At 67.4% G+C, this 19,055-nt stretch carries 16 protein-coding genes; 2 read left to right on the forward strand and 14 right to left on the reverse strand.

Translation table 11 applies throughout. The features are described 5' to 3' along the window. Nucleotides 1-43: 43 nt before the first annotated feature. From ABE434_RS00865 to ABE434_RS00885, 5 genes are all read right to left on the reverse strand, one after another. Nucleotides 44-2,767 carry a TonB-dependent receptor gene (locus ABE434_RS00865; protein WP_346477454.1) on the reverse strand — a complete coding sequence of 908 codons (2,724 nt, stop codon included), beginning with the start codon at nucleotides 2,765-2,767 and terminating at the stop codon, nucleotides 44-46. Between the two features lie 198 nt (nucleotides 2,768-2,965). Then, nucleotides 2,966-3,733: a SapC family protein gene (locus ABE434_RS00870; protein WP_176988726.1), complete on the reverse strand. Its 768-nt coding sequence runs from the start codon at nucleotides 3,731-3,733 to the stop codon at nucleotides 2,966-2,968. A gap of 119 nt (nucleotides 3,734-3,852) precedes the next feature. Beyond that, on the reverse strand, nucleotides 3,853-4,641 hold the full coding sequence (locus ABE434_RS00875; protein ID WP_176988725.1) for a CDP-diacylglycerol diphosphatase: 789 nt from the start codon (nucleotides 4,639-4,641) through the stop codon (nucleotides 3,853-3,855). 99 nt (nucleotides 4,642-4,740) lie between these two features. Beyond that, nucleotides 4,741-5,367: a decarboxylase gene (locus ABE434_RS00880; RefSeq protein WP_346477455.1), complete on the reverse strand. Its 627-nt coding sequence runs from the start codon at nucleotides 5,365-5,367 to the stop codon at nucleotides 4,741-4,743. 100 nt (nucleotides 5,368-5,467) lie between these two features. Continuing rightward, nucleotides 5,468-5,962 carry a DUF1543 domain-containing protein gene (locus ABE434_RS00885; RefSeq protein ID WP_346477456.1) on the reverse strand — a complete coding sequence of 165 codons (495 nt, stop codon included), beginning with the start codon at nucleotides 5,960-5,962 and terminating at the stop codon, nucleotides 5,468-5,470. 170 nt (nucleotides 5,963-6,132) lie between these two features. On the opposite strand from ABE434_RS00885, the gene ABE434_RS00890 reads away from it, so the two are divergent. Then, nucleotides 6,133-6,438, forward strand: coding sequence for a hypothetical protein (locus ABE434_RS00890; RefSeq protein ID WP_346477457.1), 306 nt, complete (start codon nucleotides 6,133-6,135; stop codon nucleotides 6,436-6,438). A 79-nt stretch (nucleotides 6,439-6,517) separates the two neighbouring features. Here the strand turns inward: ABE434_RS00890 and dld are convergent, their stop codons facing one another. From dld to ABE434_RS00925, 7 genes are all read right to left on the reverse strand, one after another. Then, nucleotides 6,518-8,239, reverse strand: a complete 1,722-nt coding sequence (gene dld / locus ABE434_RS00895) for a D-lactate dehydrogenase (RefSeq protein WP_346477458.1) — start codon at nucleotides 8,237-8,239, stop codon at nucleotides 6,518-6,520. Then, complete coding sequence (gene lldD / locus ABE434_RS00900; RefSeq protein ID WP_346477459.1) at nucleotides 8,236-9,396, reverse strand: FMN-dependent L-lactate dehydrogenase LldD; 1,161 nt, start codon at nucleotides 9,394-9,396, stop codon at nucleotides 8,236-8,238. The genes dld and lldD overlap by 4 nt, the downstream gene beginning before the upstream one ends. A gap of 3 nt (nucleotides 9,397-9,399) precedes the next feature. Beyond that, nucleotides 9,400-10,164: a transcriptional regulator LldR gene (lldR, locus tag ABE434_RS00905; protein ID WP_346477687.1), complete on the reverse strand. Its 765-nt coding sequence runs from the start codon at nucleotides 10,162-10,164 to the stop codon at nucleotides 9,400-9,402. A 67-nt stretch (nucleotides 10,165-10,231) separates the two neighbouring features. Next, the gene (gene lldP / locus ABE434_RS00910; protein WP_176988719.1) at nucleotides 10,232-11,890 is read right to left on the reverse strand and encodes an L-lactate permease; all 1,659 of its coding nucleotides are present in this window, start codon (nucleotides 11,888-11,890) and stop codon (nucleotides 10,232-10,234) included. Between the two features lie 185 nt (nucleotides 11,891-12,075). Next, a complete protein-coding gene (locus ABE434_RS00915) occupies nucleotides 12,076-12,510 on the reverse strand; it encodes a VOC family protein (protein WP_346477460.1) in 435 nt (144 codons plus the stop codon). Continuing rightward, a complete protein-coding gene (locus ABE434_RS00920) occupies nucleotides 12,507-12,965 on the reverse strand; it encodes an MgtC/SapB family protein (RefSeq protein WP_121037036.1) in 459 nt (152 codons plus the stop codon). Before ABE434_RS00920 ends, ABE434_RS00915 begins: the two co-directional genes overlap by 4 nt. A 99-nt stretch (nucleotides 12,966-13,064) precedes the next feature. Further along, a complete protein-coding gene (locus tag ABE434_RS00925) occupies nucleotides 13,065-13,823 on the reverse strand; it encodes an SDR family NAD(P)-dependent oxidoreductase (RefSeq protein WP_346477461.1) in 759 nt (252 codons plus the stop codon). Between the two features lie 208 nt (nucleotides 13,824-14,031). On the opposite strand from ABE434_RS00925, the gene ABE434_RS00930 reads away from it, so the two are divergent. Next, nucleotides 14,032-15,126, forward strand: a complete 1,095-nt coding sequence (locus ABE434_RS00930; protein ID WP_346477462.1) for an alkene reductase — start codon at nucleotides 14,032-14,034, stop codon at nucleotides 15,124-15,126. 11 nt (nucleotides 15,127-15,137) lie between these two features. Here the strand turns inward: ABE434_RS00930 and ABE434_RS00935 are convergent, their stop codons facing one another. Both ABE434_RS00935 and ABE434_RS00940 read right to left on the reverse strand, forming a co-directional pair. After that, a complete protein-coding gene (locus ABE434_RS00935; RefSeq protein ID WP_346477463.1) occupies nucleotides 15,138-17,009 on the reverse strand; it encodes a hypothetical protein in 1,872 nt (623 codons plus the stop codon). 122 nt (nucleotides 17,010-17,131) lie between these two features. After that, nucleotides 17,132-19,027: a CocE/NonD family hydrolase gene (locus tag ABE434_RS00940; protein ID WP_346477464.1), complete on the reverse strand. Its 1,896-nt coding sequence runs from the start codon at nucleotides 19,025-19,027 to the stop codon at nucleotides 17,132-17,134. Nucleotides 19,028-19,055: the final 28 nt, after the last annotated feature.

Here is a 19,055-nt window from a genome sequence, read left to right on the forward strand (position 1 = left end):
ATCCAAACGCAGCGGGCCCGGCATTTCCGGGCCCGCGAGGCGATTACAGGAAGCGGTAGTCGAACTCCAGCCACAACTGGCGGCCGTACGGATCGTAGTTGCCGACCGGATAGAACGGCCAGCCACCCCCGTTCTTGTCCGCCGGCGGGCGGCTGTCGCGCAGGTTGTTGACGATCAGGCCGAGCGTGGCGTTGTCGTTGAGCTTGCGATACAGGCTGGCGTTGTAGGTCATGTACGGGGCGATGCGGCCGCTGCCGTCGGTCTTCGGCAACGAGCCGTAGCGCATGCCGTACAGCGTGGCGGTCCAGTCGTTGATCGCCCAGGTCACGCTGCCGTTGACCTTGCTGCGCCACTGGTAGGAATCCAGCGAGTTGCGCTGGTCCTGGACCTCGTCACCGGCGAACTGGCGGTAGCTGTGATCGATCACCAGCGAGTACGCCGCTCGCGCGGAGAAGCGACCGTAGCGACCGGCATCCCAGCGCAGGTTCGACTTCAGGTCGATGCCGCGCACGGTTTCGGAAGCGGCGTTGATCGGGTTGATCAGCACGCGCACCACCTGGTTCGGCTGCACCGCGGCATCGGCTGGGTTGCGGATTACCCGGCGCAGCGCGTCCTGGCACTGCGCCGAGCCGATATCGCGCGCGTCGCCGCCCACGGTCTGGCCGAGACGGCAATCTGCCTCATCCTTGAGGATGCGCGTGGCGTCGAGGTTGGTGACCTCGTCGTCGATGCGGATGTCGTAGTAGTCGGCAGTGAAATCCAGATTCGCCGACGGCGACCAGACGAAGCCCAGGCCATAGGACTTGGCCGTCTCCGGCTGCAGCTGCGGGTTGGCGCCGCTGGTGTAGTCGATCGCCAGTCCGCTGAAGTCGCAGTCGTCATAGGCCTGGCCGGCACTGCGGCAGCGCCAGTAGTCGGTCATGCCGGGGTTGTAGCCGCGCGTTTCGGTCGCGAACACATAGTTCATGTCCGGCGCACGGAAGCTGGTCGCCGCACTGGCGCGCAGCAGCAACGTATCGAACGGGCGGAACTCCAGGCCGGTGCTCCAGGTCGCCTTGCCCAGGTGATCCCCGGCCGCGCGGTACTGGTCGTAGCGGCCGGCGACAGTCGCGGTCAGGCGCTCCAGCAACGGCAGCTGCAGCTCCACGCCGGCCGCATAGCGATCACGTTCGCCACCGGCGGGAATGCCGGCATTGAGGTTCCAGAACACGCCCTGGCCCAATGCCGGGTCGGGGCGGTTGCTGTAGCCCTGGCTGCCGGCCTCGACCACCGCTGCCAGCGCGGCACGGCCGCCGGGCAGATCGAACAGCTGGCCGTTGACGCTGACGCTGGCGGTCTGCAGCCACGCCGCGTTGCGGCTCTCGTAACGGTCCGACAGACCGTCGTACTCACCCGGGGTCAGCGGCTGGTACAGACGTGACGGATCGGGTGCATACACCTCCACGCCGTTGCGGGTGCCCAGCTGCGGACCGAGCAGGTATTCATTGATGCCGACCAGCAGGCCCGGACGCTGCGTCCTGTTCTCATAGCGCGAGCGGCTGTAGGCCGCTTCGTAGTCCCAGTCCGAGCCGCCGATGCTGCCTCGCGCACCAACGTTGAACGACCACGACTGCTCCAGGAAGCGGTTGGCGTTGCGCTGGACGCCGCCGATCTCTTCCGGCGCGAACCGCCGGTACCAGCTTTCCAGCTGACCGCTGCTCTGGTTGTAGAAGTAGTTGCGCGAAGAGGTCCAGCTCGGCGCACGCGTGTTGTTGTAGATGCGCGCAGTGCCGATGGCCGCATCGGCGAACAGTTCCTGGCGATCGTTCAAACGCCAGGTCACGGCGCTGTAGGCATCGATGTTGCGCTTCTCGGTCTGCACGGTCCAGAACGTCGGCGAGGCTTCATTGCTGCCGCAGTACCAGCCCTGGCGCGGGTTCTGCGCGCGGAACACACTGCCGCCGTAGAGCGTGCTGGAGGCGTCGCAACCGTCGGCGCCGGGATCGATGTAGTTGTTGGTGGACGCGTTGCGGCGATAGGCCACCGCCGTCGCCAGCGGGTCCACGCCACGCGGGTCGTCGGTCAGCGAGTCCATGAAATCGCGCTGCGAGCCGTAGATGGCCTTGCGGTTGGCGATCTCCAGGCCGAAGATCGCGTCCCACTGCTCGCCCGAACCGCCGCCCACGGCCTGCAGGCGCTGGTTGTCACCGCCGCCCTGCTCGGTGGTACCGGCACGGACATTGATGCCGACGCCGTCATAGGTTTTCTTGAGGATGATGTTGACCACGCCGGCGATCGCATCCGAGCCGTACACCGCCGACGCACCGCCGGCCAGCACTTCGATCCGGTCGATCAGCGCACTCGGGATGTTGGCCAGGTTGACCACGTTGACCGAGCCTTCGTAAGCCAGCGGGTAATCGGACTGGCGGCGGCCGTTGACCAGCACCAGCGTGCGGTTCGGGCCCAGGCCACGCAGATTGATCGTATTGGCTGCCGGGGTGAAGGTGTTGCCGAAGTCCTCGCCCTGCACGTTGCCGGTGTTCTCGGTCAGCGCGCTGAGTGCTTCGAAGGCGCTGCGATAGCCCTGCGCCTCGATCTGCTCCTGGGTGATCACCGTTACCGGGGAGGGGCCTTCCACGCTGGCGCGGGGGATGCGCGAGCCGGTGACCGTGACCGCATCGAGCTGGGTCGGCGCATCGGCGGCGTGGACCAGGGAGCCTGCGCCAAGCAGGGGCAACAACGACAGAACCAGGGCCCGCCGACGCAGCGGGCGATACAGCACAGACATGCAGAATTCCGGTAAAGAGCTACGTCCCGTCGCGGGCAGGCCCGTGCCGGAGCGTAGTGAGGAAGGGGCCGTGATTCTGCTGAACAGGCGGAAAAGGGGGAAATGACCGCCCGGGATATGCTTATCGATATTTCGCCTAAGCAACGAAAAACGGCGGCCCTGCGGCCGCCGTCTGCGTGACTTCGCGTGCGCCTGGGCTCAGGCGTCGGCAGGCAGTGCGCTCTGGCGGTTCACCAGCGCGCTGAAACGTGCGAGCGAGCTCAGGTGGTGATGCACCAGCGCCAGCCAGCCGTTGCGGTGCCAGGCCACCACGGTGGCATCCGGCAACGCGGCGAATTTCTCCACGTCCACGACCTGGAAACCGTTGATCGACATCTGCCGGCCATCGGCCAGGGTGACGTCGATATTGCGGTCGATCAGCAGGCTGTTCTCGATCAGGGCTGCAGTGAAGCGACGGGTCGCATCATGCTCGCGGGTGTAATCGCCGCAGAAGCGCATGGCGTTGTCGACCACCTCGGTCGCCTTGCCATCCTGGAACAGCGGCAGGCCGTCCTCGCTCTGGCCCTGGTTGACCTGCCGGGCGGCCGAGTCCAGCGCGAGCACGTACTCGTCCTGCTCGCCGGCCTGCATGAACACGAACGGGTAGCGACGCACGTAGGCGGGCACGTAGCTCTGCTCGTCCCACAGGTCATTGGCAACGAACAGATTGCGCTGGGCCAGACCCACGGCCACCAGCGGCATCGCATCCTTGCCGGTGAAGATGATCGGGTAATGCTGGGCCAGCGAGCCGAACTCGCCGATCACGGCGGGGATCGCATTGGTATCCGCAGCAAAATGCGCGGTGTCGGGCACCAGGCGCCAGGCGGCATGCAGATCCGAGCGCAGCGGCACGGGCGCTTGGTAGAACAGCGGACCGGTGGCCTGGGACGGCGCAGCGGCGGGCGGAGTCGTGGTTTCAGCAGTCATGGAATCAGTCGGATACGACGCGCCAGTCAGCCCGGGCGCGAAAGCGGGAACCGCATTGAACGGCCACTATAACGTGCCACGTCCGCGGTTTTTGTTTCAATCGTGCGTTCTGCCACGCCTCACAGCACGCCATCCAGCGGGCCGGCCGCGCCGGTCAGCACGGCGCACGCATGGTCCTGAAGTTCCTCGCCGCTGGCCTTGTTGCCGGCTGCCAGGTCCAGCCGGGTGGCCAGCAACACGAAGCCGGGCGCGCCGGCTGCATCGGTCCGCCCCGCCACCACCAGCGACCAGTTGCCGATATCGGCGGGGTCGGCCAGGTGAGCGGCCAGCAGGCGCACCGGATTGGCGGTGAGCTCGGCACCCGGCAGCTGGCGGGCCAGATAGGCATGTCCGCGCAGCGGCTCCGGCAACGGCTGCCAGTCGCTGCCGATGGCAGGCTGCAGCCGGCGCAGCTGGCCCAGGACATCCGCGCGCAGGCAATCCACGTGGATGTGCAACTGGTGCTGGGAGCGGCCATGCGGGGAGTTCAAGGCCAGGCTGGCCACATCGCGCGGCAGCGCCCGGCCCAGTGCCTGCTCGGTGTGGCTGCGGGCGGCCCAGGCGGCGGCGAAATAGTTCGGCGCACCGGCCCTCAGCAGCGCCGGGCTTTCGATGCCCGAGACCCGGTCCAGGGGCAGCAGCAGAAATTGATAGTGGCCATGCGAGTCCTTCAGCAGTACATCGCGGCGATGCGCCTCGGCGGCTACCGCCAGGCAGCTCCCGCGCGGCGCTGCATCGCCCGCGCAGTCGCGCTGGATGATGCCCCACAGCGCGTCCGGATTGGCAGGCAGTTTGGCAGGCGGTGCGGCCGGCGGCCGGGCCGGCGTGGCGCAGGCGGCCAACAGCAGCAGCGCACAGGACAGGGACAATCGGGCGATCACGGACAGGCTCGGACAAGGAAACAGGCCCGCAGCAGCGATGCCGGCGGGCGGGCGCGATTGTACCGTGCCGGTTCTGTCGCTTCCGTGTCAGTACGTGCTGTAAGGCACCTCGACCACCACCGGCGCGGCGGGTGCCGGCGGCTGCAGCGTGTAGCGATCCAGCGCGCCATTGTCATCGGCGAACCGCTGCGACTGCGCCTGCAGCCGGTAGCGGGTGGCGCCGAGCTTGATGCTGCCGCTCTCTTCCAGCGCAGCGCCCGCCGGCAGCAGCAGACCGCCGAGGTCGCTGTACCCGCCGCCGTCCTGCGAGAAGACGTGGTCGACCAGCTCGCCCTCGCGCGTCATCGCGAACACATGCGGGTCGCCGTGCCGGCGGTTGTAGTCCTCGTTGCCAAGCAGGTCGGCGATCCAGACCCCGGGCAGCCGGTAGCGGGTTTCCAGCGCGATCGCATCCAGGCGCTCACTGTCGACCACCAGGCAGCACACCACCTGCTTGTTCTCGCGGTCGAGGATCGCGAAACGCTCGCCCTTGGCGACCTCGCGCGGCAGGATCGCAAACGGCTGGTTGCGCAGGACCGGCTCGGCGCCACTGGCCGAATGCAGGTTGCGCCAGCCACCGAAGACCGGCGCGTCCGGCTCGGCCGCAGCGGCGCTGCCCGCCATCGTCATTCCCAGTGTCACGATCAGCGCGGCCGTGATCTTCCTGCTCTGCATGTTCTACTTCCGTTGGTTGATCTGTCGCGGCGACATCGCCGGACCTCATAGGACCGCGACACTATGCGCCAGCGGCATGGCCGCGGGCAATCGGGTCCGCTCAGCCGATCACGATGTAGTCACTGACCAGGGTGATCCCGCGGTGCCCGCCGCGCTCGAGCTGCACATGGCGGCCGCCGACCTGGTCGATGGCGATGCAGTCATCCACCTCCAGCAGCGCATCGGTATGCGGCTTGAACCAGCTGGCATCACGCAGGCCCTTGGCCTTGCGCTTGGCCTCGTCGACATCGGTGGCGACCAGCAACCGGTAGTCATGCGCCTCGCCCAGCGCGCCCGCGGCGTACCCGCCGAGATTGAGGAAATACAGCCGCGGCGCGCCCACCGCCGGTGCGACATCGGCAAACCGCACCTGGTACTCCTCCACCCCATCCACCGCGAGCCAGCCATCGACGTGCAGCCCCCTGCGTTCGCCGAACCAGTCCTGGCGCAGCTGCGGGTAAGCCTCCTCGATGGCATCGACATTGGCGAAGGCCACGTCGTGCACCTCGATCCGGGCCCGGGCATGCCGCCCGCCAAGCATGAACACGTGCAGCACCCGCGACTCCCGGCCTGGCCGATTCTGAGAGGGGCCAGTGTAACGCCCAGGGCGCAGCGCCCTGCCCCCGTGCGCCGACCCGGCTGCGTCGAACGGTCGCGGGGCGGCCACCACGCGACGATGCGCGTGGCGGTGGTATGGTCGGCGCCTGACCCCGCAGGAGCGACCCGATGGCATCCCTTTCCCGTTACCCCCTCGCCGCGATCATGCTCGCAGGCACCCTGTCGCTGACCGCCTGCGTCAGCTCGCCGGGGCCGGAAATCAAGGGCCCGGGCCTGTGCAAGGCCGACGAACTGGGGTGGGCCATCGGGCAGCCGGCCGACCAGACGAACATGCGCAAGCTGCTGCTGCAGAGCGGCGCCGGCCTGATCAACCCGATCGGCCCGGCCACGATCACGTCGCGCGACCTGCGCCAGGATCGCCTGCGTGTGTTCATCGACAAGGACAACGTGATCACCGCCGTCCGTTGCGAGTGATTCCCCACGGGTAGAGCCACCCCATGGGTGGCTGCTCCGGCGTGGGGCAGGTTTCAAAGCAGCCACCAAGGGGGTGGCTCTACCCGTGGGTGGTGCAGTCGCAGCTGCCCCATCCGCGCGTCTTCGCGGTCTGGCCGATGCCGGGATTGAACGTATTGCTCGGATCCAGCTGCTGATAGAACGCCGCCAGGGCCGGCTTGGCCGGGTACAGATGGCCCACGTTGTGCTCGGCCGGGTACTCGGCGCCCCGCGCGTCCAGCAAGGTCCACATGGCATGCTCGATCGCCAGCGGATCTTCGCCCTTGCGCACGATGTAGTCCTGGTGGAACACGTGGCAGAAGAAGTGCCCGTAATACAGCTTGCCGGCCAGCTTGGCGTCGATGGCCGCCGGTAGCTGTTCGACCCACGCGCGGTCGTCGCGCCGCAGGGCCACATCCAGCGCCACGATGTCCTCGACTTCGCGCCGATGGACTTCGCGGTACCGCACCGCCGCGCCGGCGACGGCGAACCGATGCAGGAATGCCTTGCGCCCCTCCTCGGCCGTGCATTGGAAGAAGTCCCCTTCTCCATCGGCGAAGTGATTGCGCAGGAAAGTCTCGGTCGCCGCTGCATCCACCGCTGACACCTTGAGCAGCAGGTGGTGCTCGTAGCGATCCCGGAACTGCCGCATGCGTGCCGGCAGATGGCCGGGCAGGCACTGCATCGCCAGCTGGATCACCCAGTCGGTGACCCCGCGCAGGCCCAGGCTTTCGAACCAGCCGTCGACCCGGCTCTTCAGCGCGAACGCCGCCGGCACCCTGGCGGTACCGAAGCAGTCGATCAGCAGGAAGGTGTCCTTGCCGTAGCGTTCGCCGATGTCATACGCCTGGCGGTGCAGGTACTCGCCGGAGATCGGCAGGCGCTCGAAGGCAGTCAACAGGTGGCGACGGATCGCGGTGAGGTCCTCCATCGCATTGCTGCCGATGTAGAACACCTCGCCTGGCTCGCGCGCGAAGGTGTCCAGGCGCACCGCGAACACCGCCAGCTTGCCGGCCGAGCCGGAGGCTTCGTAATGCCGCGCGGGATCGGCGTTGTAGCGGGCCGGGGTGGCCGCATCGACCTGGCGTACCTGCTCGGCGTAACGCGGATCGGAGGCCGCGCGGTCGTTGTCGTTGTCCACGTCGGCAGCCGCGTAGTCGCCGCGCTGCAGCCGCTCCAGGATCTGCTCGGGGGTGTCCCCCAACGCGATGCCGAGATGGTTGACCAGCTGCAGCTGCCCCTCGGCATCGACCTGGGCGAACAGCGCCATCTCGGTATAGGCGGGCCCGCGCCGCACCAGCGAACCCCCGGAATTGTTGCAGACCCCGCCCAACACCGAAGCCCCGATGCACGACGAGCCGATCACCGAGTGCGGTTCGCGATCCAGCGGTGCCAGAACTTTCTCCAATCGATCCAGCGTGGCGCCGGGTAGACAGACCACCTGTCGACCCTCGTTGATCAGCTGCACGCCGGCCAGGCGCAGCGTGCTGACGATCACCACCGGGCGGTCGTAATCCGCGCCGTCGGGCGTGGAGCCACCGGTGAGGCCGGTGTTGGCCGCCTGCATGATCACGATGGCGTTGGCCGCCACGATCGCCTGCAGGGCGTACCACTGCTCCAGCAGCGTGCCCGGGCGGACGACCGCCAGCACCGGGCCGTCGCCGAAGCGATAGCCCTTGCGGAAGCGCCGGGTCGGTTTGTCGCCGGACAGCACGTGCGCATCGCCGACGATGCCGCGCAGCTGCGCCAGCAGCGCCGCCGTGCCCTGGGATGCGCCGCTCACGGCGCGACCGCGAGGCGACGGGTCGCGTCCACCAGCGAATCGCGGCTGATGTCGGCGATGGTCTTCGCGCCGGTGAGCGTCATCGCCACGCGCATTTCCTTGGCCATCAGGTCCAGCAGGTTGGCCACGCCGGCCTCGCCCTGCGCCGCGAGGGCATACACGAATGCACGGCCGAGCAGCACGCTGTCCGCGCCCAGCGCGATCATGCGGACCACGTCCAGACCCGTGCGGATGCCCGAATCGGCCAGGATCTTCAGCTCGCCCTTGACCGCATCGGCGATCGCCGGCAACGCCCGTGCGGTGGAAAGCACGCCGTCCAGCTGGCGCCCCCCGTGGTTGGAGACCACGATGCCGTCGGCCCCGAAGCGAACGGCGTCACGCGCATCCTCCGGATCGAGGATGCCCTTGATCACCATCGGGCCGGTCCAGAACTCGCGGATCCACTCCAGGTCTTTCCACGAAATGGAGGGATCGAAGTTGTTGCCCAGCCAGCCGATGTAGTCGGCCAGACCGGTCGGGCTGCCCCGGTAGGTGGAGATGTTGCCGAGGTCGTGCGGGCGGCCGAACAGGCCTACGTCCCACGCCCAGCGCGGATGCGTGACCGCCTGCAGCATGCGCCGCGCCGCCGCGTTCGGGCCGCTCATGCCCGAGTGCGCATCACGGTAGCGCGCGCCCGGCGTGGGCATGTCCACGGTGAACACCAGGGTGGTCACGCCGGCAGCCTTGGCCCGCTCCAGCGCATTGCGCATGAAGCCGCGGTCCTTGAGCACATACAGCTGGAACCACATCGGCCGGTCGATGGCCGGCGCCACTTCCTCGATCGGGCAGACCGAGACGGTGGACAGCGTGAACGGAATCCCCCGGCTCGCCGCCGCCCTCGCCGCCTGCACTTCACCGCGGCGCGCGTACATCCCGGTCAAGCCGACCGGCGCCAACGCGACCGGCATCGCCAGGCGTTCGCCGAACAGTTCCGTTTCCAGGCTCAGGTCGGACATGTTGCGCAGGATGCGCTGGCGCAGCGCGATGTCGGACAGGTCCGCGACATTGCGCTTCAGGGTGTGCTCGGCATACGCGCCGCCATCGATGTAGTGGAACAGGAACGGCGGCAGGCGACGTTGCGCCGCTGCGCGGTAATCGGTGGAGGCGGAAATGATCATGGGTCAACCGTGGGAAGAAGGAAGCCGTGACGCGCGGGCGCGGCGGGCTTCGTTGTCGTCGAGCGTGCGCAGGGAGGTGTGCACGAATTCCAGGTGCGCGTGCGCGGCGGCACGCGCGCGTTCGGGGTCGCCGGAAAGCACACCGTCCATCATCTCGCGGTGCTGGGCCGACAGCGGCTCGAAGGTGCGGGCGGAGGTATAGAGCTTCTCGCGGCTCTGCGAGATGTTGGTCTGCAGCAGCTCGAACAGGCCGCGCATGACCTGCAGCAGCACCAGGTTGTGCGAGGCCTCGGCGATGGCCAGGTGGAAGGCCGCATCGGCCTGCGCCTCGCCGGCCGGATCGTCCTTGCCGTGCGCGGCCATCATGGTCTCGAAGGCCTCGCGGATCCTGGCGCGGTCCACGTCGGTGGCCCGCAGCGCCGCATGCCAGGCGGTCGCCCCTTCCAGCGCGTGCCGGATTTCCAGTACGTCAAAGCGGTATTCCGGGTCGCCCTGGAACAGCGGCAGGTACGGCATCAAGGGCTCATCGATGGTCTGCCGGGCGCGGGCCGCCGGCTCGCTCACGTAGGTGCCGCCGCCGACGCGCGCGCTCAGCAGGCCCTGGCTGGCCAGCTGCGCGATCGCCTCGCGCAGCGCCGTGCGCGAGACCCCCAGCTGCACCGCCAGGGGCCGCTCGGCCGGCAGGCGGTCGCCGGGCTGCAGGTTCTGCTCACGGATCAGACCACGCAGCTGCGCGGCCACCTTGTCGGACAGGCGTTCGTTCTTCATGGCGCCATTGTCGCCCGCGTGGCGGGCGATGGGGTCGATGCCGGTGGCCGGGACGCCGCGCATGGGCTCAGGGAATCATCCAGGTGAGCCAGTAGGCCTGCACCGTGGTGATGATGCCGACCATCACGGTGAAGATCAGGCTGTGCTTGACCGTGAAGCGGAACAGGTCCGACTCCTTGCCGGCCAGGCCGACCGCCGCGCAGGCAATCGCGATCGACTGCGGCGAGATCATCTTGCCGGTCACGCCACCGGTGGTATTGGCCGCGACCAGCAGCACCTCGGACACGCCGATCTGCTGGGCCGTGGTCGCCTGCAGCGCCGAGAACAGCGCATTGGACGAGGTATCCGAGCCGGTCAGGAACACGCCCAGCCAGCCCAGGAACGGCGAGAAGAACGTGAACGCCTTGCCGGTATGCGCCAGGGCCAGTGCCAGCGTCGCCGACAGCCCGGAGTAGTTGGCGATGAAGGCAAAGGCCAGCACCATGCCGATCGAGTAGATCGGGACCTTGAGCTCGTTGGCGGTTTCGCCGAACGTGCGCAGCGCCGCGGCCGGGCGCATCTTCAGCAGCACGATCGCGATCACCGCGCCGAGCATGATCGCGGTGCCGGTGGCCGAGACGGCATCGAACTTGTACACCGCCTCGTAACCGGTTGGCACCGGCACGATCGGCGGCATTTTCTGCACCAGTTGATCCAGCGACGGCACCGGAATCTTCAGCACCCAGTGTTCCAGCGCGCCGCCGGCCGCGAACAGCGCCTTGAACGGCTTGACGCTCCAGATCGTGACCATCGCGGTCAGGATCAGGAACGGCGACCACGCCTTGACGATCTGGCCGGCGGAGTAACGCGGGGCCTCCCGTGCCTGGGCAGCCGCCTCGGCGCTGGTTTCGGTATCGAAGCGGAAGATCCGCACCGGTGTCCACCTGCGCAGGAACAGGGTCAGACACACCAGCGAGGTCAGCGAGGCGGTGATGTCCGGCAGCTCCGGACCGATGAAGTTGGAGGTCAGGTATTGCGCGATGGCAAACGAACCGCCGGCCACCAGCACCGCCGGCCAGGTTTCCTTGACACCGCGCCAGCCATCCATGATCGCCATGATCCAGAACAGCACGATGATGGTCAGGAACGGCAGCTGGCGTCCGGCCATCTGGCCGATCTCGAAGGCATCCAGCCCGGTCACCTGCCCGGCCACGATGATCGGAATGCCCATCGCGCCGAAGGCCACCGGCGCCGTGTTGACGATCAGGCACAGCCCGGCCGCATACAGCGGCTTGAAACCCAGCCCGACCAGCAGCGCGGCGGTGATCGCCACCGGGGCACCGAAGCCGGCCGCCCCTTCCAGGAACGCGCCGAACGCGAACCCGACCATCAGCATCTGCAGGCGCTGGTCTTCGGTGACCGAGAGGATCGAGGCGCGGATGATATCGAACTGACCGGTCTTGACCGAGACCTTGTACAGGAACACGGCGCCCAGAATGATCCAGGCAATCGGCCACAAGCCGTACACGAAGCCATAGCCCGCCGCCGCGAACGCCTGCGACAGCGGCATCCGGTAGAACAGCAGCGCCACCGCCAGCGCGATGGCGACGGTGATCGTGCCGGCGAGCCAGCCTTTCATGCGCAGCACAGCCAGCGCGACGAAGAAGAAGGCGATCGGCAGCAGCGCGATCAGGCTGGACAGCCAGAGGTTGCCAGCGGGGTCATACAGTTGTTGCCAGGCCTGCATCGGCGGATCTCATCAAGACGGACAGGGGTCCGCGCGGTCAGTACCGCGCGAGCCGGGAACGCTCAACCGGCTTTATTGGTATGACCAATAATTGGAACGCCCGTTGCAACTGCCCGCATTGAAACGCCAAACGCAGGGCGAGCCTATTAGACCATAGGTCTAGGCTCGCTTATTGGTATTACCATTTAGCAGCCGCAGTCGCTGGAGCGCCCCTTGAGCTCGACCGAGTTGCCGTCGGGGTCGCGCAGGCGCAGCGACAGCCCATCGCCCTCCGCGCCGTAGTTGCGCTCGGCCGGACCGGTCACCTCCACCTGGTGCCCCTGCAGATGCAGCCGCACCTGTTCGGCATCGAACGGCTCCACGCGCAGGCAGACATGCTCGACATTGCGTCCTTCCCGCCCCGGTGCCGCGCCACCTTTCAGCCCCAGAGGACCATCGACACTGATCAGATCGATCAGCGACTCGCCGGCATGCAGATGCACCATGCCCAGTGAGGGCCGCTCGCGCGCGACCGTGCAGCCGAGGATGTCGCAGTAGAAACGCACGGCACGCGGAAGATCCTGCACGCGCAGCACAACGTGATCGATGCGTTGGATCTCGAAGGGACGTTCGCTGCTCATGACGACTCCAGCTTCTTGGCGATACGGCTGAACACCACCAGCACGATCAGGCACAGCACACTCACGCCAACGGCGATCACGTACTCGCCGATGCCGACCGCGATACCGATCGCGGCGGCCATGATCAGCGAGCTGGCGGTGGTCAGGCCGCTGACCTGGTCGTCGCGCGAGCCCCGCAGGATCGTGCCGGCAGCAACGAAGCCGACGCAGGCCACCACTGCTTCGATCAGACGCACCGGGTCGACCTGCAGGAGGTCGCGGTAGCGCTCCTCCTGGAAGTGCTCGGCGATGCTGTCACCCAGGCCGACGATGAGGGCCGCGGCCCCCGCGATGAGCATGTGCGTGCGCAGACCGGCGGCGTGCTTGCCCATCTCGCGCTCGATGCCGAGCGTGGCGCCCAGCAGCATGGCCACGGCGATCCGCAGCAGGATCGATAGATCTTGTTCCAGTCCCATCAGCGTCTCTCATCCGGCGATGGAGGGAGCGTCGCAGACAGGGGCGTCTGGGCACCGTGAAGCCAACGGCAGGCCACGGTGAGCCTACCGTCGCAGGGCTTACTGCGCCAGGTAACCGCCATCGATGGCGTAGTACGTGCCGGTCGCAAAGCCCGCATCGGCGCTGGCCAGCCAGGCCACCAGCGCGGCGACTTCTTCCGGCTTGCCCAGGCGTCCCAGCGCATGCTTGCTTTCCAGCGCCTGCTTCACCTTCGGGTCCATCTTGTCCAGCAGCGGCGTGGCAATGAAGCCGGGGCCAACCGCGTTGATGCGGATGCTGTCAGCGGCGTGCTCCCACGCGGCCGTCTGGGTCAATCCGACCACGCCGTGCTTGGCCGCGACATAGGCCGCTGAATTGTTGAACCCGACCTGGCCGAGGATGGAGGCCATGTTGATGATGCTGCCGCCCTTGCCCGCGCTGCGCATCGCCTGGATCTGCGCGCGTTGGCACAGGAACACGCTGGTGAGATTGACGTCGATGACGTTCTTCCAGCCCTCCACGGGATAGTCGCCACTGGTGGCCGACGGCCCGCCGATGCCGGCGTTGTTCACCGCGATGTCCAGGCCGCCAAGCTCCTGCACCGTCCGCTTCACCGCCGCCTCCACCGCCTGCTCGTCGGTGACGTTCAACGCGATGCCGATCGACTTCACGCCTTTCCCGCGCAGCGCCGCGGCCGTCTTTTCGACAGCGTCGGCCTTGAGATCCCAGACCGCCACCGCCGCGCCGGAATCGGCCAGCAGTTCGGCCACGGCCAGGCCGATGCCCGAGACGCCGCCGGTGACGATGGCGACCTTTCCCTTGAGCTGATAATCAATCATCGCGTTGTTCATCGTGTTGGAAAAAGGCTGCGGGCCATGCCTGCCCATGCCTCAACCATACGCCGCGAAAACGTTACAGAACGTGCACAGCGTGCTCCGCAACAATCCTTCCCATCGCTGCAACGCACCCGGGCCTATGCTCGGGGTCGTATGTCCACCTCCCATCTTTCATCCGCCAATGGCGGCAGCCCTCCCCCAAGGTAAACCCATGACAGAGTCCAGTGACGGCCAGTTGTTCTCCCCCACCCGTCTGGGGGCCATCGACGTCGCCAACCGCGTCGCGATGGCACCGCTGACGCGCAACCGCGCGATCCACGACCGCATCCCCAATCCGCTTGCGATCCAGTATTACGAGCAGCGCGCCAGCGCCGGCCTGATCATCGCCGAGGCCACCCAGATCAGCCCGATGGGCCAGGGCTACCTCGACACCCCCGGCATCTACAGCCAGGCGCAGATCGACGCCTGGAAAAAGGTCACCGATGCGGTGCATGCACGCGGCGGCAAGATCGTGCTGCAGCTGTGGCACGTCGGCCGCATCTCGCACACCAGCCTGCTGCCCGAGGGCGAAGTCCCGGTCGCACCGAGTGCACTGCGTGCCAACACCAAGACGTTCACCGCCAACGGGTTTGAAGATGTCTCCGAGCCGCGTGCCCTGCGCCTGGACGAAATTCCCGGCCTGATCCAGGACTTCCGGCAGGCCGCGCGCAACGCGATCACCGCCGGCTTCGACGGCGTGGAAGTGCATGCCGCCAACGGCTACCTGATCGACCAGTTCCTCCGCGATGGCAGCAACCAGCGCACCGACGAATACGGTGGCAGCATCGAGAACCGCACCCGCCTGCTCGATGAAGTGGTCCGTGCGATCGCCTCGGAAATCGGCGCCGAACGCACCGGTGTGCGCCTGTCGCCGGTGACGCCGGCCAACGATGCCGCCGACTCCAATCCGCAGCCGCTGTTCGAACGTGCCGTCGAACGCCTGGAGGCCATCGGCCCGCTTGCTTTCATCCATGTGATCGAAGGGGCGACCGGCGGCCCGCGCGACAACATCGCCTTCGACTATGCCGCCCTGCGCGCCAAATTCACCGGTGCCTGGATCGCCAACAACGGCTATGACCAGGCACGCGCGGAAGCAGCGGTGGCGTCCGGCTATGCCGACATGATCGCCTTCGGTCGGCCCTATATCGCCAACCCGGACCTGGTCGAGCGCTTCCGTCTGGGCGTGGCGTTGTCCGATCTGGATCAGGACACGCTGTACGGCGGCGGTGCGCACGGCTACACCGATTACCCCAGCGTTTCCGGCTGATCCGCGCGCCGTTAGCGGGCGCGCATCGCATCGGTCACATCGCCGCCGGCAAGCACCGGCAGCAGCGCCCGGGGCAGCTTGCAGGGGCGCGTGGGCACACTGTCCACGCGCCACCCGCGCCCGAGCAGCACACCCTTCCCCTTCGAGGGCGGGCCATTGCCGGGTGCCGGACAGCTGATGTCACTGAGCAGCACCTGTCCGTTGCGGTCCAGCCATTGCTGGACGAAGTACTCGCCATCGGCAAAGCGCATCGTCCCGAGATTCAACTGCGTCAGCGGCTGGCTTTCCACATCGCCCTGCCAGGTGGACTTCAGTTCCACACCACTGAACAGCAGGCGTCGCCGCAGCAGCACCTGGTGGTGGGCATCCAGCAGGACCAGTTCCTCATCGCCCCCGTCCAGATAGCGGCGCGTCCAGGTGCGGTCCGTGCCCCAGGGCAGGATATCGAAGCTCTCTGGCGGCACCGGTTCGCCGCCATCGGCCAGCATCATGCCCAGCTTCCCGTCCCGGCGGAATACCACGCGGTCAGCATCCATGCGCACCACAGCTTCGAAGGGACGACCCACGATGCGGCCACGCGCGAGGTTGTACAGGTGGTTGACGCCGGCGCCCTGCTCCCGGAGCAACAGCAACGGCGGGGTGACGTGGTTTTCGTCGATGGCCATCTCGGCAGGCACCGTGTAGGCCGTGCGGCCATCCCACCACAGCCGGGGTGAGGACTCGTCGCCGAACCTTCCCAGCAATCCGCTGCCAACGGCATCGAGCCGGGTCACGCCTGAGGGCGCGAATATCACCTTGCCATCGCAGTCCAGTACCGCTGCGGTCTCGGTATCGGTGGGGTGGCGCACGCGCCACGGCGGTGCCTGCCGCTGTTCGGCATCGGGTTCGTCGAGCACCACTGCCAGCGCGGCCGGGGCGGCGGCGGGCGGGTGGGCGCCCTCCTCGTCCAATACCTGCCAGCGGCCACCACAGTAGTCCAGGCGGACGTTGCCACGCTGTGCGGCAAAGTGTCCGTCGGCCATCAGCCAGCCGGGCTCGGGCGTGTCGTCGGGGCTGCCGGTGGCATGCCGATGGACCTGCTCGGGCCAGTCGCGCCGCCCTGCGGTGCCGCCGTATTGTCGGTAACGGGGATACAGACCATCCTGCTGGTAGCGCGCGATGTCGGTCGCCCTGCCCTGTGCATCCACGCGCCGCCAAAGCTCGCCCTGACGCAGCCACCAGCCACCGTCGCTGACCGGCAGCAGTGCGTCGATGTCATCGGAGAACAGCGTCGTGCCGTCTTCATCCAGCACGTTGCAGTGCTCAGGCACCTGGACACTGCAGGCCACATACACAGGGCGGCCGGCGAACGGTCCGGCGACCCACTGGAACTGGCGCTCGTCCAGTTCCATGACCGGGCGCCCGTGCAGGTCATGGAAGCGAAGCGGACCACGTCGGGGATTCCACAGCACGCGATCGGGCACCGCCAACGGCACCCACTCGCCATCGTCCAGTGCAGGCAGGCGCACCTGGCCCAGCGCATCGACCACGCCCCAACCGCCGGTGGGGTCTCCGTCCGGCTTGATGAACGCCTTCCACAACGGATCCCCGGGGGCGGCCTGGCGCAGCACGAACCGTTCCTGGTACTCGGTGTAGCCGCGGTCCTCGCGCAGCAGCCGGCCTGCATCGTCATACCACTGTTGCGGCGTGGTCGTGTGCTGCGCGCGCATCCAACGGTCGGCGGACAGGCGCTGCATGCGCGCGCCATTGGGCGGAACCAGCAGGCGGCCATCGACGGACACCAGCGCCTCGGCGCCGAAGCTGTTGCCCAGCACGGTGAACGACTGCGCCTGCGCGCCGCCTGCCAACGACGCCAGCGCGGCTACCACGAACATCCTTTTCATCGGTCACATCGTACAAAGCGGAGCTGCACGCTACCGCCTGTCCAGGGACGATGCAATGCAACCGGCGCGACCCCGCACGCGGCGTGCCAGCGCAGCCGCGTGGCGAAGCAGGCCGGGTCCGCTCAGTACACCGGCAACGAAATGAAGCTGGCCTGCTGCGGCGCGTGCCAGATCTGCTGCGTCGCCTTCTGGTAATCGCCCGGCTTGGCCAGGTAGATGTTCGGCACGAACGTCTGCGGATTGCGGTCATACAACGGGAACAGGCTGGACTGCACCTGCACCATGACCCGATGACCCGGCTGGAACACATGGTTCGCGGTCGGCAGGCCGAACTTGTAGTCGAGCACCTGATTGCTCGCGATCGCCTTCGGGTCGCTGAAGCTCTCGCGGTACCGGCCACGGAAGATCGCCATCGAGACCGACAGCTCGTACCCGCCCATCTCGGGCGTCGACGGCGTCTGGTCCGGATACACATCGATCAGCTTCACCACCCAATCGCTGTCGCTGCCGCTCGTCGCCGCCTGCAGATTGACCTGCGGCGCACCACCGATCCGCAGCGGTTCGGTCAAGGGCTCACTGACGAACGTCAGCACGTCCGGCCGGCCGTCCACGAAGCGCTGATCCTTCACCAGCCAGCTGGTCCACATATCGCGGTCGGCGAACCGCACCGGGCGCGGCACGAACGGCACCGGCTTGGCCGGATCGGACACATAGGCTTCGAACGTGGCCTCCCCCGCCTGCGGTGCCTCGAAGGACAGCTTGCCGCCCGCGCGCAGGTACAGCGGCCGGGACTGCGCCACGCTGCGCGGCCACTGCTGCAGCTTGTCCCAGTGGTTCTCGCCGGTGTTGTAGATCAGCACCGGCGGCGTCTGCGCCTTGGGCGCGCCATCGACCAGGTACTGATCGAAGAACGGTTTGAGCACATCGCGGCGGAACTGCAGTGCGGTATCGCCGTCGAACTTCAACGGCCCCAGGCTGCTGCCGTCATAGTTGACCTGGCTGTGCCGCCACGGGCCCATCACCAGATAGTTCAGCGTGTTGCCGGTGTCGCGCGGCTCCATCGCCGCATAGCTGTGCACCGCGCCCCACATGTCTTCCTGGTCCCACAGGCCCTGCAGCCACATCGTGGGCACCTTCAGTTCGGTCTTGGCCATGCGCGCGTCCAGCGCCTGCTCCTGCCAGAACGCGTCGTAGCCCGGATGCTCGATCAACTTGTGCCACCACGGCAGCTGGTCCAGCCCGTTGGCCTTGGCGTAGTCGCCCGCCGAGCCGGCGCGCAGGAAGGTCGTGTAATCGTCGTAGCCTACGCTGGGGATCGACGGCCCCTTGCCGCGCTTGGCCAGCTGCCCGGTGAAGTAGCCGAAGTTGACCTGCCGGAACGCCCCGTAGTTGAGCCAGTCGTCGCCCATCCAGCCATCGATCATCGGGCTCTGCGGCGCGGCCACCTTCAACGCCGGGTGCGGGTTGGTCAGCGCCATCACCACGGTGAAGCCTTCATACGACGAGCCCAGCATGCCGACCTTGCCGTTGCTCTCGGGCACGTGCTTGACCAGCCAGTCGATGGTGTCCCACGCGTCGGTGGCGTGGTCGACCTTGGTGTTGTTGAGCGGCCCGCGCAGCGGCCGGGTCATCACGTAATCGCCCTCGGAGCCATACTTGCCGCGGATGTCCTGGAACACCCGGATGTACCCGCCATCGACGAACACCTCGTCGCCCTGCGGCAGGATGTCGCGCATGTTCGGCGAATCCATGCGCTTGGCGCGGTTGGCGGCATCGTACGGCGTGCGGGTCAGCAGGATCGGCGCGTTCCTGGCGCCCTTGGGCACCACGATCACGGTGTAGAGTTTCGTTCCGTCACGCATCGGCACCATCACCACGCGCTTGTCATTGTTGTCCTGCGCCGTGGGCGTCACGAAGCCCTTGGCGGGAATGTCCGGGGTCATCGGCGAGGTCTGCGCCGACACACTGGCCGCAACCATCAGACTCAACAGCGCAACTGGCAATACACACACACGCATGGGGCTCTCCCGGCAGTGATGGCAACTC

Origin of the sequence: Stenotrophomonas sp. TWI1183 (genome assembly GCF_039673115.1) — a bacterium.
Lineage (GTDB): Bacteria > Pseudomonadota > Gammaproteobacteria > Xanthomonadales > Xanthomonadaceae > Stenotrophomonas > Stenotrophomonas maltophilia_AA.